The organism is Ruminococcus bicirculans (ex Wegman et al. 2014) (genome assembly GCF_000723465.1).
GTDB classification, from domain to species: Bacteria; Bacillota; Clostridia; order Oscillospirales; family Ruminococcaceae; genus Hominimerdicola; species Hominimerdicola aceti.
The window spans coordinates 2,197,555-2,212,007 of sequence record NZ_HF545616.1; the positions used below are offsets into that span (position 1 = coordinate 2,197,555).

The 14,453-nt window shown below is 43.8% G+C and carries 13 protein-coding genes; 3 read left to right on the plus strand and 10 right to left on the minus strand.

The genetic code is table 11. The annotated features are described in order from the left end of the window. Positions 1-120 precede the first annotated feature (120 nt). The 10 genes from polA to RBI_RS10355 all read right to left on the minus strand — a co-directional run bounded on the left by polA (position 121) and on the right by RBI_RS10355 (position 10,626). Positions 121-2,676 (minus strand): DNA polymerase I, encoded by a 2,556-nt coding sequence (gene polA, locus RBI_RS10310; RefSeq protein WP_038672745.1) that lies wholly within the window; start codon positions 2,674-2,676, stop codon positions 121-123. Next, positions 2,673-3,290, minus strand: coding sequence for a transposase (locus RBI_RS10315; protein WP_207640608.1), 618 nt, complete (start codon positions 3,288-3,290; stop codon positions 2,673-2,675). The genes polA and RBI_RS10315 overlap by 4 nt, the downstream gene beginning before the upstream one ends. After that, positions 3,238-4,254: a tRNA (adenosine(37)-N6)-threonylcarbamoyltransferase complex transferase subunit TsaD gene (tsaD, locus tag RBI_RS10320; RefSeq protein ID WP_038672747.1), complete on the minus strand. Its 1,017-nt coding sequence runs from the start codon at positions 4,252-4,254 to the stop codon at positions 3,238-3,240. The genes RBI_RS10315 and tsaD overlap by 53 nt, the downstream gene beginning before the upstream one ends. A gap of 267 nt (positions 4,255-4,521) precedes the next feature. Then, positions 4,522-5,235: a tRNA1(Val) (adenine(37)-N6)-methyltransferase gene (locus RBI_RS10325; RefSeq protein ID WP_051706778.1), complete on the minus strand. Its 714-nt coding sequence runs from the start codon at positions 5,233-5,235 to the stop codon at positions 4,522-4,524. Further along, positions 5,210-5,677, minus strand: a complete 468-nt coding sequence (gene rimI / locus RBI_RS10330; protein WP_051706833.1) for a ribosomal protein S18-alanine N-acetyltransferase — start codon at positions 5,675-5,677, stop codon at positions 5,210-5,212. The genes RBI_RS10325 and rimI overlap by 26 nt, the downstream gene beginning before the upstream one ends. A gap of 10 nt (positions 5,678-5,687) precedes the next feature. After that, on the minus strand, positions 5,688-6,311 hold the full coding sequence (locus RBI_RS14245) for a class I SAM-dependent methyltransferase (RefSeq protein ID WP_051706780.1): 624 nt from the start codon (positions 6,309-6,311) through the stop codon (positions 5,688-5,690). 109 nt (positions 6,312-6,420) lie between these two features. Beyond that, positions 6,421-7,245, minus strand: a complete 825-nt coding sequence (gene rsmI / locus RBI_RS10340; protein ID WP_038672749.1) for a 16S rRNA (cytidine(1402)-2'-O)-methyltransferase — start codon at positions 7,243-7,245, stop codon at positions 6,421-6,423. A 3-nt stretch (positions 7,246-7,248) separates the two neighbouring features. Then, positions 7,249-8,229 carry a tRNA dihydrouridine synthase DusB gene (dusB, locus tag RBI_RS10345; protein ID WP_038672751.1) on the minus strand — a complete coding sequence of 327 codons (981 nt, stop codon included), beginning with the start codon at positions 8,227-8,229 and terminating at the stop codon, positions 7,249-7,251. 366 nt (positions 8,230-8,595) lie between these two features. After that, on the minus strand, positions 8,596-9,306 hold the full coding sequence (locus RBI_RS14970) for a hypothetical protein (RefSeq protein ID WP_038672753.1): 711 nt from the start codon (positions 9,304-9,306) through the stop codon (positions 8,596-8,598). Between the two features lie 18 nt (positions 9,307-9,324). Then, the gene (locus tag RBI_RS10355) at positions 9,325-10,626 is read right to left on the minus strand and encodes a hypothetical protein (protein WP_038672756.1); all 1,302 of its coding nucleotides are present in this window, start codon (positions 10,624-10,626) and stop codon (positions 9,325-9,327) included. A gap of 437 nt (positions 10,627-11,063) precedes the next feature. Between RBI_RS10355 and RBI_RS10360 the strand changes: the two genes are divergently transcribed. From RBI_RS10360 to RBI_RS10370, 3 genes are all read left to right on the plus strand, one after another. Next, complete coding sequence (locus tag RBI_RS10360) at positions 11,064-11,996, plus strand: IS481 family transposase (protein ID WP_038671142.1); 933 nt, start codon at positions 11,064-11,066, stop codon at positions 11,994-11,996. 135 nt (positions 11,997-12,131) lie between these two features. Further along, positions 12,132-13,517 (plus strand): glycine--tRNA ligase, encoded by a 1,386-nt coding sequence (locus tag RBI_RS10365; RefSeq protein ID WP_038672759.1) that lies wholly within the window; start codon positions 12,132-12,134, stop codon positions 13,515-13,517. A gap of 143 nt (positions 13,518-13,660) precedes the next feature. Beyond that, the gene (locus tag RBI_RS10370) at positions 13,661-14,449 is read left to right on the plus strand and encodes a TatD family hydrolase (RefSeq protein ID WP_167539806.1); all 789 of its coding nucleotides are present in this window, start codon (positions 13,661-13,663) and stop codon (positions 14,447-14,449) included. The last annotated feature ends 4 nt before the right edge of the window (positions 14,450-14,453 follow it).

Genomic DNA, 14,453 nt, shown 5'->3' on the forward strand with positions numbered 1-14,453 from the left:
AATAAGCAATACGGATAAACGGGTGATCGCTGTTCGCCCCTACATATAGAAATCAAGATCATCGCCGCAGGCGATACCTTAATTCCTCATTCCTCACTCCTCATTCCTCACTAAAAAAAATCAGTCTTTCGCTTCGTACCAGCTTCTGCCGCTGTTTACGTCCACTGTCATTGGCACAGCAAGCTTTACAGCGTTCTCCATTTCATCTTTGAGTATCTTTTCGGCTCTGTCCTTGTCTTTTTCAGCCGCTTCTATAATAAGCTCGTCATGCACCTGCAAAATAAGCCTTGCGTCAAGATCTTCTTCTCTAAGCTTTTTGTATACTCTTACCATCGCTATCTTTATGATATCAGCCGCCGCACCTTGGATAGGTGCGTTCATTGCCGCCCTCTTTCCAAAAGCCTGCAAGACCTTGTTTGAAGCAGAAAGCTCAGGGATATATCTTCTTCTGCCGAAAAGGGTGGTGACATAGCCGTTTTTTATGCCGTCATCAACTGTCTTATCCATAAATTCAGATACTTTCGGGAAGTTGTCAAGATAATTCTTGATGTATCTTTTTGCTTCCGCAACGGTCACGCCGATATCCTTTGACAGAGAAAATGCACCTATGCCATAGATTATACCAAAGTTTACAGCCTTTGCCGCACTTCTCATTTCAGGTGTGACGAAATCCTCTGGGATATCAAAGACCTGTGCCGCCGTTGAGGTATGGATATCTCTGCCCTCTGAGAAAGCTTCCTGCATATTTTTGTCACCGCACACGGAAGCAAGCACTCTAAGCTCGATCTGGCTGTAGTCAGCGTCAAGAAGAGTATAGCCGTCCTCGGCAACAAAGAATTTACGCATATTCCTGCCTATCTCTTTTCTCACAGGGATATTCTGCATATTAGGCTCTGTGGAGGATATCCTTCCTGTTCTTGTTTCGGTCTGCTTGAAAACAGAATGGACTCTGCCGTCAGGGTGGATAAGCTTCAAAAGTCCGTCAACATAGGTGGAATTGAGCTTTGTGAGTGTGCGGTATTCAACAATAAGAGGCACGATAGGGTGCTTGTCCATAAGGCTTTCAAGAACGTCCGCATTGGTGGAATAGCCCGACTTTGTTTTCTTCTTTGCAGGCAGACCCAAGTCCTCGAAAAGCACCTCCCCAAGCTGTTTTGTGGAAGCTATATTAAACTCCTTGCCTGCATACATATATATCTGCGAAGTAAGCTCGTCTATCTTTATTTTCAAGTCCTCACCGAAAGCCTTTATGCCCTCTGCGTCAGCCTTTACACCGTAAAACTCCATTGAAGCAAGCACTTCGCAAAGTGGCATTTCGATATCGTCGAATAGCTTTGTCATTTCTGTCATTTCAAGCTGTTTTTTCAGATTTTCACTAAGAGCAGGCAGGCTTGAAAGGTCTGCATATTCCCCCATATCAGAGCGGTAAAGGCACTTATATGAAAGGCAAAGATTTTCCGCTGTATACTCGCTTGACTGTGAATTGAGAAGATATCCTGCAAGGTCACAGCAGAAAGTTAGGTTTTCAAGGTGAGTGCCATTTGAGAACGCAAACTTATGGGCAGTTTTGCCCTCAAAGGTTATTTTTTCGCAGGCTGTTCCCATAAAAGCTGTGATAATTGCATTGTCCTCGGTGGTGTAGATAACATCGTTACAGAGGATAGAAAGCTTATTGTCGGCAAAGATAAAATACGCTGTTTTGTCCTTGCCGAGAACAGATATAACGCTCTCATCAAGTGGCTTGACCTCAAACTTAGGCAGGTCGGAAAGCTTTAGCTTGCTTTCCTGCACTGCGCTGTCAGCGCTTTCCACAGCTTTTCCGCTAAGACCCAATCTGTCTATAAGCCTCATCATTTCAAGGTCGGCAAGGAGAGCCTTTGTTTTCTCGGTATCAACCTCGCCCAGCTTATAAAACTCTGTTGCTTTATCAACAGGGGCTTCAAGACATATTTCGGCAAGGAAGCGGCTGTCTATAGCGTCCTGATGACCATTTTCAAGCTTTGTGCGCACAGACGGGGTAAGCTTGATATCTGCGAGGTGTTCATAAAGGGTCTTGACATCGCCCTCCTGCTTGATAAGGGAAAGGGCGGTCTTTTCGCCAATGCCCTTTACGCCTGAGATATTGTCTGAGGTATCGCCCATAAGAGCCTTTACCTCGATCATCTGACGAGGGGTAACGCCGTATTCTTCCATTATCCTGTCAGGGGTATATATCTTTGTTTCCTTTGTGGTGGCAAGGCGTACTGTCACACGGTCGGAAACGAGCTGGAAGCTGTCCCTGTCACCAGTGAGAATATAGCACTCGTTGCCTGAATCTGCGGCGGCTTTTGAGAGCGTACCAAGAATATCGTCTGCTTCATAGCCCTCGCACTGTACTATCTTTATACCAAGGTCGCCCAAAAGCTCTTTTATAACAGGCATTTGCTGAGCAAGCTCCTCAGGCATACCCTTTCGGTTGGCTTTGTATGCGGCATTCGCCTTATGTCTGAAAGTAGGGGCTTTAAGGTCGAAAGCCACTGCCACGCAGTCAGGCTTTACCTCGCCTATCTCCTTGAGGTAAATATTCATAAACCCCGTAAGGGCATTCGTGAACTGTCCCTTTGAATTTGACAGCAGCTTTATTCCGTAAAAAGCCCTGTTCATTATGCTGTTTCCGTCTATGGCTAGTAGTTTCATTCTAGTCCAAGCACCTCCGCTTTATTGTTCTCTTTTCTTGGATTATACTCGTCAACGTCCCACTTGATAGGGTTATTATGTATGTATTTTGAAATTGCTATATATTCTTTTTGGTTTCTGATGATATGGTCATAATATGAACGCTGAAAAATATTAAAACCAATATCCTTATTTATAAATCTTTTCAACATTGACACATACTGTGGAACTATCTCGTTTGTAGGGGACGGCGCCCTCGACGTCCCGCTGACTCCCGCACCGATTTTCAGTATAAAATGGATATGATTTGGCATTATGACATATTGCAATATCTTTTTGTCATCATAGACACTGTTTGCTCTGTGGATATTATCTCTGATAATTTTACCAAAGCTTGAAAGATAGACCTTTCCGACAGCGTGTGCGCAACATAACGGGACGTCGGGGGCGCCGTCCCCTACATCTGTTGCCCACAACAACTCGTTTTTTTGGACAGTACATATGGTAATAAAATAAAGTCCATTTTTTGAATAATCATAATTGTCAAGTCTTATGATTTTCCTTACAGGCTTATCCATAAGATTATTCCGAAATCTTATCCAGCGACAGCGTTGCAATGCCGTTAAGGCTTTCATCTGCTCGTCTGCCTGCAAGATAGTCAAAATATCCCTGACAAGCTATCATTGCACCGTTATCTCCGCAGTATTTAAACTCAGGCATATAAAGCTTATAGCCACGCTTGTCACAGGCTTTCTGAAGCTTCTCTCTTACCCCTGAGTTTGCCGAAACGCCGCCTGCAAGCCCTATGGTAATGTACCCAAGATCTTTTGCGGCAAGCATTGCTTTGTCTACAAGAATGTCGGATATTGTGTTCTGGAACGAAGCCGCCATATCGTTCACATTGACAGTTTCGCCCTTTTGTGCGGCATTATGCACAAGGTTTATAACGGCAGTTTTTAGTCCGCTGAAAGAGAAGTCATATTCACTGCCCTGCACCTTTGGGTGAGGGAGCTTATAGGCATTAGGATCACCTGACTTTGCGGCATTGTCGATAAACTTTCCGCCAGGGTATTCAAAGCCCAATGTTCTCGCTACCTTGTCAAAGCACTCGCCTGCGGCATCATCTCTTGTTCTGCCTATAACATGATATCTTGAATAATCAAGCACCTCTACAATATGTGAATGTCCTCCTGACACGACCAAGCAAAGATAAGGCGGTTTAAGCTCAGGGTGGGAGATATAATTTGCGGCAATGTGTCCTGCAATATGGTGAACAGGCACAAGAGGCTTGCCTGCACTCATGGCAAGTCCCTTTGCAAAGCTCACTCCCACGAGAAGTGCTCCGATCAGACCAGGGGCATAGGTCACTGCAACAGCGTCGATATCGTCCATTGTGCAGCCTGCTTCTTCAAGAGCGGCTTTTGTTACCCATGTTATGTTCTCCGCATGGCGACGTGAGGCTATCTCCGGCACAACTCCACCATAAAGCCTGTGTTCGTCTATCTGACTTGCAACTATATTTGAAAGCACCGTTTTTCCGTCTTCAACAACAGAGCAGGCTGTTTCATCGCAGGAGCTTTCTATTCCTAAAATCTTCATTTTATTACCCTCTTTTTATTTCGTAAATATACGCATATCATGTCCTTAGATTTACCCACAGAAAATTGGTCACTTCATTTCAACTCACACGCTTATGTGGAACGTGACTCGATAATCCGTCATAACACCATAATCCATAATTTGATTTCAACTCACACGCAGACAAATTGGAGCAAGCGGGCGAACAGTGTTCGCCCCTACGAAAAAATAATCATCGCCGCAGGCGATACCTTAATTCCTCATTCCTCACTCCTCATTCCTCACTTTTCAAGGAAGTCCGTATATTCTCTTCATTTCCGCCGAGTTTCCGCCGTCTGCGGAACGCACATACAAAGGCTTTTCTATCTGTACAAAAGGCTTTCCGCCCTTTTTGCCCTCAACGAGAATGAGCCACGGAGGACATTCTGGGTTTTTGTGAACTGTACGCAAACGCTTCGGCTCGATGCCACTGGCTCTCATTGCCGTCATTATATCGCATAGGCGCTCAGGGCGGTTGCATATGCAAAGCCTGCCACCGAATTTCAGATTTTTCTTTGCACATCTGCACACGTCATCAATAGTGCAGAGCATTTCATGCCGTGCGATAGAAACCGCTTCGCTGTCATTCTTCGCACCTGTGTTGTTTATCTTGTAGGGCGGATTGCAGGTAATAAGGTCAAGCTCTTTTTCGCTTCGCCAATCATTCAAGTCGCCCAAAACAGGCTGGATAGTGTCTATTTTCGACTTTTCCAAAGATATTTTCAGCTGTTCGTGAGCCTTTTCCTGTATCTCAACAGCATATATCTTCTGTGGCTTGTAAAATTTGTGCAGAAGAAGCGCTATTATGCCGCTTCCTGTGCAAAGGTCTGCGCAGATATCCTTGTGCCGTCCTGCTGAAAAATCCGCAAGCAGAAAAGCGTCAGTACCAAAACGGTGTTCGTCAGATATACATATCTCAATGCCCTCGCCCAAGGACTCAAATGTAAAATCGTTGTATGTCATTTATTTCTCCATTTTCAGTGGATTGAAGTGCCATTAAAACAGCATTTTCCGTGGGGGCGGTGTAGAAATCTTTTCTCATGCCTACCCTATCAAATCCCTGCTTTTCGTAAAATTGTATAGCCCCAAGGTTTGACTCCCGCACTTCAAGATACCATTTTTCAGCCTTTGCGGCATTGTATGCGCTGTCAAAAAGGGCTTTTGCAATGCCCATCCTGCGAAACTTCTCCAAAACGCCTATATTGTTTATCTCAGCTTCTCCGCAGACGCACCACACACTTATAAAGCCTGCGGCTTCGCCATTACAAAGGGCAAGAAACGATATATCGTCAGGGTTTGAAAGCTGTTTTTGGTAGGTTTCAAAACTCCAAGCTTCGGGCAGAATTTTCGCCGCAGTTTGTGAAAAAAGCTGTACGTTTTCCTCTGAAAGAGGCACAATGGTCACATCTGCCACCTTATTCGCCCTCTATTTTCGTGCCAATAAGGCAATACGCTTTGCAGTCGCTCAGAATTTTGACTTTTACATCATGGAAGCCACGCTCTCTAGCCATTGAACGCACCTGCTGAGGAGTGAACTTATCAAAACCTGAATCGCAGTATGGGAGCTTATCAAGGTAGCCCTTTGTATAGAATGTGCAGATAAAATTGCCGCCGTCTTTGAGAACTCGCCTTACCTCGTCAAGAACTTTTGCGGTGTCCTCCCAGAAATAAATGGTATTCACAGTGTAAACAGTGTCAAAAAAATCGTCATTATAAGGAAGCTCCTCAGCTTTTCCCTGCTGTAAGATCACCTTGTTGGTATTCACTCCGTCACGGTTTTCTCGCTTGGCTTTTTCCACCATATCCGCAGAAATGTCAACGCCATAGAATTTAGCGTTTATATTCTTGCTAAGCTTTTTGATAGTCACACCGTTTCCAAAGCCTATATCCAATATCCTTGCACCGTCAAGCTTGCAGACAAATTTTTTCACCGCTCTGTAGTGCTCTGCATTGAAAAAGTTCATGAATTTTGCACAGGCTATACCGCCCAATCCCTCTGGATTACCACACTGTCCGCCTATGTATTCTTTTATGCTCATAAAATCACCTCAAAAAATCTAAATTGATATATAATACAAATGCGAAAAAACAAGAAATAAACATCGCCGCAGGCGATACCTTAATTCCTCATTCCTCACTCCTCATTCCTCATTTAAACAAGCGTCCGTAAAGCTCCCCCTTAGAAAAACCCGTTGCCTTTGCTATCTCACGGCAGGCGTCAGCTCCACGCATACCCTTTTCCACAAGGGCTTTTACTTGTTCCAAAGCTTCCTCTATATTCTCCGCAGGGCAAAGCTCGTCCTCTTTTGCACCCTCGATAACAAGCACAAATTCGCCCTTTGGCTTGTTGGCTTCATAATACTCCACAGCCTGCGCAAGGGTGGTGCGGAAAACTTCCTCGTGTATCTTTGTAAGCTCCCTGCAAAGAGATATTCTTCTGTCACCAAAATATTCCAGCATATCCTTCAAAGTGTAAATGAGCTTGTGGGGTGCTTCATAGAAAATGAGGGTATTGGTGCAGTTTTTCACCGAGGCAAGATGATTTAATCTTTGCTTCTTGGTGGTTGACAAAAAGCCCTCGAACTGAAATCTTGCAGTGTCAAGTCCGCTTATGGCAAGTGCTGATACCACCGCTGACGGACCTGGTACTACCTCCACTTTCACACCGTTTTCAGCGCACAGCTTCACAAGAAGCTCCCCAGGGTCTGAAATGCAGGGCATACCAGCGTCTGTTACGATAGCGGCGTTCTCGCCTGCCATTATCCTGTTCAAAATGCTCTCGCCCACCTGCTTCGCATTGTGTTCGTGATAGCTCACAAGTGGCGTTTTTATGTCAAAATAATTGAGAAGCTTTGCGGTAACTCTTGTGTCCTCGGCACAGATAAAATCAGCCTTTTCTAGGGTCTCAACTGCACGGTATGTCATATCTCCAAGGTTGCCTATAGGCGTTCCTACTACGGATAAAATTCCCATTGTTTATTCTCCTAACTCGTTTGCAAGTATGTGGTCTATCATCTCATAAAGGTCAGAAATGGTATTAAGCCCACCGCACTGCGCTCTTAGCCTTGCAGAGCCTTTCAGCCCTTTAACATACCATGCGCAGTTTTTTCTGGCTTCTTTCATGCCCTGACGTTCGCCCTTGTATTTGCATATAAGCTCGCAGTGCTTTTTCATCACTGCCATTTTTTCTTCTATGCTCACCTCAGGAAGCTTTTCCCCTGTTTCAAGATAATGCTTCACGTCACGGAAAACCCATGGTCTGCCGTAGCTTCCTCTGCCTATCATCACAAGGTCACAGCCAGTCTGCTCATACATTGCCTTTGCGCTTTCTCCGTCAACAACGTCGCCGTTGCCTATAACTGGTATCTTAACGCTGGCTTTTACCTGCCTTATTATATCCCAATCGGCTTTGCCTGAATAAAACTGCGTTCTCGTCCTGCCGTGACAGGTGACGGCGCTTGCCCCTGCCTGCTCGATGAGCTTTGCGAATTCCACTGCATTTATGCTGTTTTCGTCCCAGCCTGCACGAAATTTCACTGTAACAGGGCAGTTTGCGTTTTTTACCACCTCTCTGCATATCTCTGCCGCAGTGTCAGGAAGCTTCATAAGTGCAGAGCCGCTGCCGTTGCCTACTATCTTAGGCACAGGACAGCCCATGTTTATATCAATGATATCAGGGGAATATTCGTTGAGCTTATATGCTGCTTTTCCCATATAATAAGGGTCTTCCCCAAAAAGCTGCAAAGCATAGGGGCGTTCCTCTTTCTCAATCTCGCAAAGACGTGCAGTCTTTTTGTCGCCAAAGCACAGACCCTTCGAGGATATCATCTCGCTCACAAGATATGAAGCCCCATACTCTTTGCACATAAGGCGATATGATTTATCTGCCACCGACGCCATGGGTGCTAATGCTGCGGTCTTTTCTATTTCAACGTTTCCGATAAAAAAGCTGTTCATCAAGTAAAATTCTCCTAATATGTTCCAATACATGAATAGTCATAGCGATACTATTTTATTATAGCACAATGCGTGATTTTTTGCAACGATAAAAAGCCATATATCAATAGTTAGTTGGACGTATTCGACTTCGTGGGCACAAAAAAACAGACGAAAACTGCTTAACAGTCTCCGTCTGTTTATCAAAAGTATTATTCAACGCTCGATACGCTCAAAGTTACTCTTCCAATTTTCTGAAATCTACGCTATATTGGATATCTCCCTCTTTATCGGCTCCTGTAAGCGTTTGATATGAGGAAGCAATAGTAAGGTTTTCCGCCTATCTCTGAGCTCCCAGATATAGGGGTATTCGCTGTTTTCTTGTTGCTATTGGTAATTGTGACCAATTATGAGTGCATTGGTTCCAGGCACCAAAGTGATATCGATATCGCCGCAATCTGCAATATAGCGACCACTGATATCTGGGGCTGTATCATATCCGTATGTTCCAATCTTTTTGTCCAGGAGAGAATATGTTTCATTATCACTCTCGTTTTTATTAAATGAAACGTTGTAGAGTGTGTCACCGGCCATGCTCACTGTCACACAATCGAATGCTACGCCTTCAATGGTTTCTTCTGATGAAAAATACCATGTATACGTGTCAACCTGCATAGAATTTCCGTCCGCATCACGTGTTGTGTATGCATTGATGGACTCTTCACATTCGCCGACCTGGAACGCACTTTCAATATAGGCCTTTGCGTCGTCCAATGTCTTGCCATTGAGGCTTGCAAAGAAACTGTCTACGTCAGTGATTGTCATGTCGCTGCCCATAGCAGCGTCAGTCTGCGCAGATGATTCAGATGCGTTATCTGCATCATTGTTGTCAGCACTTTCAGCAGCGATTGTCGTAGTAGTTTCTGCCGATTCTTCAGATGTGCTCTCTGTGCTTTCTTCTGTTGTTGCCTCTGTTGTAGCAGCAGAGGATGTTTCTGTCTTGCTGCTTTCGTCATTGCTGTTACTTCCACAGGCTGCCATTGACGCGCACATACTAAGTGCAAGTGCGAATACAAGAATTGATCTGATCTTTTTCATGTGATTTTCCTCCATAAATTAATTATCGAATACACAAACTATTTCTTCACCGTCAGGTCCTTTATCATAAGAACGCAGGAATACGCCCGCATTATCTATGAACAGATAATAAGTCTCATTGACCGGGAATATGCTTGCCTCAGTATCTGACGAATAAAGGTCAACAGTTGCATTTTCATCTACAGGGCTGCCGTCGATAGGAAGCTTGAACTTTTTAAATCTCTCTATATCATAAAAAGTGCCGCTTTCATGATCTGCATAAATATGCGAATCACCGCCAAAATATTCCGGGAAATAGCCCTCAGGATAAGAGAAAGTTCCTACTACTTCATCGGTCTCCATGTTATAGAGCTTATCCTGCTGCAAATTATATCCATTATAGGAAAAGAACATATATTTGCCTATAACGCCGGTCACTGTAATCCTTGAATTTTTGCCCGACAATACAGGCTCATCGCCCCATTGCTTACTGTCAAGGTCAAAGCAGTAGAGCTTATCTCCTTCATCATTGCCGTTTACTTTGAAATATAGCTTATTGCCGTATGAAGCCACCAGATCAGCAGAAACTTTCTGTTCAAGTCCGTGTGAATCCTTGATCGTCAATCCGGGATAAGTTACCTCGCCTGTCTCAGGTGAATAATAGTACAAAACATTATCCGTATCGTAATAACCCACTAATGCACCTGACGAAATGAGACTAGGGTCATAAGACTGTGATATCTCACAAGTATAGCTCTTGCTGTCATCTTCAAAATCAACGACTGTGCAATGTCGGCTAGAATCATCATACAAGATCTTTCCGTAAGCTACATCTATATCCGAAAGATAAAAATCGACCTGACGTTCTGTAGTTTTTTTAGTGTTTATATCATAACACATGATATAGCTTATATCGTCTTTTACCAATCCAAAATACAGCTTTCCGTTTTTATAATAGACTCTTTCCGAATCATGAGAAGAGAAGTCATTACCCCAGTTCATGAATTTTCCGTCCGTAACTTCAGCCTGACTAAATCCATTAGCCTCATACTCAGCTGCTAAGTCCTCATAATAGCCATACTTTGAAGCGTCGTCGTCCTCTTGCTCTGCTTTGCTTGACTCCTCAGGCTCTTCTGCTGCGGAATCTTCTGCCGTGGACTCATCGCTTGAAGATGTTTCATCAGAAGCCTTTGACTCATCGTCAGCTTTTGCCGCAGCGGAAGATGTTGTCTTATTGTCTGACTTATCATCGCTGTCGTCATCAGAACTTCCGCAGGCTGCCATTGAAGTGCACATACTCAGTGCAAGTGCGAACGCAAGTATTGATTTGATTTTCTTCATGTGTTTTCCTCCATTTTTCATATATTGCTCAAAAGAGCACAAAAAAGGCACAGCACACCCGAACTTATCGGGCATACTGCACCTTTGATATACAATATTTAACAGTTGTTAAAGAAACATAGTTATTCTGTCTGTCTGTCTGTCTGTCTGTCTGTCTGTCTGTCTGTCTGTCTGTCTGTCTGATTATATGCGATCTTCACAGATATGTCAACCCCTACATTGAAATATTTTTCCGAACAATTTATTAATTATGCTGTTAGAATTATATCACATATACCTAAAAAAGTCAAGGGGCAATTCACTTTTCTTTGCATTCAGATTGTAGTGCTACAATAGATATTGGACAAAATTAAGAAAAAAGAAAAGAGAGATAGGCAAAAATCTGATAAAATAAAGTTACCACACCAAATTCAAATCAGAAAGGAAGCCTATCTCTCATGAATAGTATAACACAAGATATGAAGTTTCGTCAATCCTTAATGAATTACGCAAAGAAATATGGAGTGAGCCGAGCAAGCAGAAAATACAATAAATCACGTTCATATATATATTTCTGGCTGAAACGCTGGGACGGAAGTGTGGAGTCCCTTGCAGTTAAATCACGCCGACCGCATCATCATCCCAATGAGCATACCAAGGAAGAAATAGATCTTATCAAAAGGTATCACAAACGGAACCCGACACTTGAGCTTCCCGAACTATGGCATCGTCTCAGAAAACAAGGGTATACACGCTGTCTTGAAAGTCTTTACAGGGTTATGAAAAAACTAGGAATGCTTCCGAAAAAGCCGAAGAAAGCGACGTATAAACCAAAGCCATACGAGCAGATGACATACCCCGGAGAGCGTATTCAGGTGGACGTAAAGGTAGTTCCGAGAAAGTGTATAGCTGACCCAGAGATGAAGCTGTACCAATACACGGCGATCGATGAGTATACCAGGATAAGATTTTTATACGGATATGAGGAGCAAAGCACCTATTCTTCAGCAGACTTTGTAAAAAGGCTGGTGAAATGGTACAAACGCAGAGGAATAACGGTGAAATGTATTCAGACCGACAATGGATTTGAATTTACTAACCGCTTTTCGCCAAGCAAAAGAGACAAGAAAACGCTGTTTGAGAATACGCTCTCACAACTTGGCATTGAACACAAACTCATTCGTCCATATACGCCCAGGCACAATGGCAAAGTAGAGCGCAGTCACCGAGAAGATCACAACAAATTCTATTCGTGCCATAGGTTTTATTCCTGCGACGACTTAAACGTGCAGCTAGCTGCACGTTTAAGTCGAACAAACAACCGTCCTATGCGTCCCCTCAAATGGTTTTCGCCTATCGAATTTCTTAATAATAGTGTCCAATATGATTGACAAACCTACACAATTCACTTTTCTTTGCATTCAGATATCAATACAAGTAATAAATCGCTGAAACGCCTTGACATTTGCGGAATTTTGCTATAAAATATAATGGTAGTATTATATTTTGTATAAGGAGAATGTTTCATGAATAATTCTGAAAAAACCATGGATAAGATCGTGGCTCTCTGTAAAAACAGAGGCTTTGTATACCCTGGAAGCGAGATCTACGGTGGTCTTGCAAACACTTGGGACTACGGTCCGCTTGGCGTTGAGCTTAAAACTAACATCAAGAACGCTTGGAGAAAGAAGTTCATTCAGGAGAACAAGTACAACGTTGGTCTTGACTCCGCTATCCTTATGAATCCGCAGACTTGGGTGGCTTCAGGTCACATCGGCGGTTTCTCTGACCCTCTTATGGACTGCAAGGACTGTAAGACACGTCACAGAGCGGACAACCTTATCGAAGATTTCGACGGCACTAACGTTGCAGGCTGGACAAACGAGCAGATGATGGACTACATCAAGGAAAAACAGATCCCATGCCCAGATTGCGGCAGCCACAACTTCACTGATATCCGTCAGTTCAACCTTATGTTCAAGACATTTCAGGGTGTAACTGAGGACTCAAAGTCTGAGCTTTATCTGCGTCCTGAAACTGCACAAGGTATCTTTGTAAACTTTGCAAATATCCAGAGAACAACAAGAAAGAAAGTACCTTTCGGCGTTGCACAGGTAGGTAAGTCATTCAGAAACGAGATCACTCCGGGTAACTTTATTTTCCGTGTTCGTGAGTTTGAGCAGATGGAGCTTGAGTTCTTCTGCAAGCCTGGCACAGACCTTGAGTGGTTCAACTACTGGAGAGGCTTCTGCAAGGATTGGCTCCTTAGCCTTAACATCAAGGAAGAAAACCTTCGTCTGAGAGATCATTCACCTGAGGAGCTTTGCTTCTATTCAAAGGCTACAACTGACTTTGAGTATCTCTTCCCATTTGGCTGGGGCGAGCTTTGGGGCGTTGCCGACAGAACTGATTATGACCTTAATCAGCACATCAAGACAAGCGGCAAGAGCCTTGATTACTTTGACCCTGAAACAAACGAGAGATATGTTCCATACGTTATCGAGCCTTCCCTTGGCGTTGAGAGATTGTTCCTGACAGTTGTTTGCGAAGCATATGACGAGGAAAACATCGGCACAGAGGAGAAGCCTGACGTTAGAACTGTTATGCGTTTCCACCCTGCACTTGCTCCTTTCAAGGCTTGCATTCTTCCGCTTTCCAAGAAGCTCAGCGAGCAGGCAGGCGAGCTTTATGCAGAGCTTTCAAAGCACTTCCTTGTTGACTATGACGAGGCAGGTTCTATCGGTAAGAGATATCGCCGTCAGGACGAGATCGGTACACCATTCTGCATCACATATGACTTTGATTCTGTTGAGGACGGCTGTGTAACAGTAAGAGACAGAGATACAATGGAGCAGGAGCGTATCAAGATCGACGAGCTGGTAGCTTATATCGAAAAGAAGATAGCTTTCTAGTAAAATAAAGATCTTTGCGGGCGAACGGTTTGTTCGCCCGTTTTTTATGCCCGTTTTTACAATAAAAAGCTTTACAAAATTGGCGAGTTGTGATATAATATGTTTGTATATTTTTACGAAAGGACGTCCTTGCCATAAAAAATATATTTGACTCACATTGTCACTATGACGATCACGCTTTCGATGAGGACAGATACGAAGTCCTTGACAGGCTTCTTTGCGACCCTGACTCTCCTGTAGACAAGGTCTGCCACGCTGCAACGGACGAAAGATCGTCTTTGTTCGGAATCGAAACTGCGAAAAAATATGAGAATTTCTATACCTCTGTTGGCTTTCACCCTGAGTGTATGGATACTCTTCCTGAAAATTATATGCAGGTGCTTGACGAGCTTTATTTGAAAGCCTGCTCTACTCACAAGCTTGTTGCGGTTGGTGAGATAGGGCTTGACTATCATTATGAGGGATATGACAAAGAAAAACAGATAAAGCTTTTTGACAAGCAGGTGGAATATGCTGTGAAGAAAAGTCTGCCTGTTATAGTTCACTGCCGTGAAGCCACTCAGGACTGCCTTGACGTGCTGGACAAATATGCGCCGTCAGGTGTAGTTCACTGCTTTTCAGGCTCGGCGGAGACCGCAGAGATAGTGCTTGGGCTTGGTATGTACATCGGGTTTACAGGTGCGCTTGCTTTTAAAAATGCTAAAAAAGCCAAACGTGCTCTTGAAGTTGTCCCAATGGACAGGCTTCTTCTTGAAACGGACTGCCCTTACATGGCGCCCCCTCCTTACAGAGGACAGAGGTGCGAAAGCCCTATGATAGAAGAAGTGGCAAAGGTCGTGGCTGAAATAAAAAAACTTGATCCGCAGGAAGTGCTTGACATTACAAATAGAAACGCTTGCCGCCTGTTCGGGATCGAATATGAGAAAGGATAAGAGA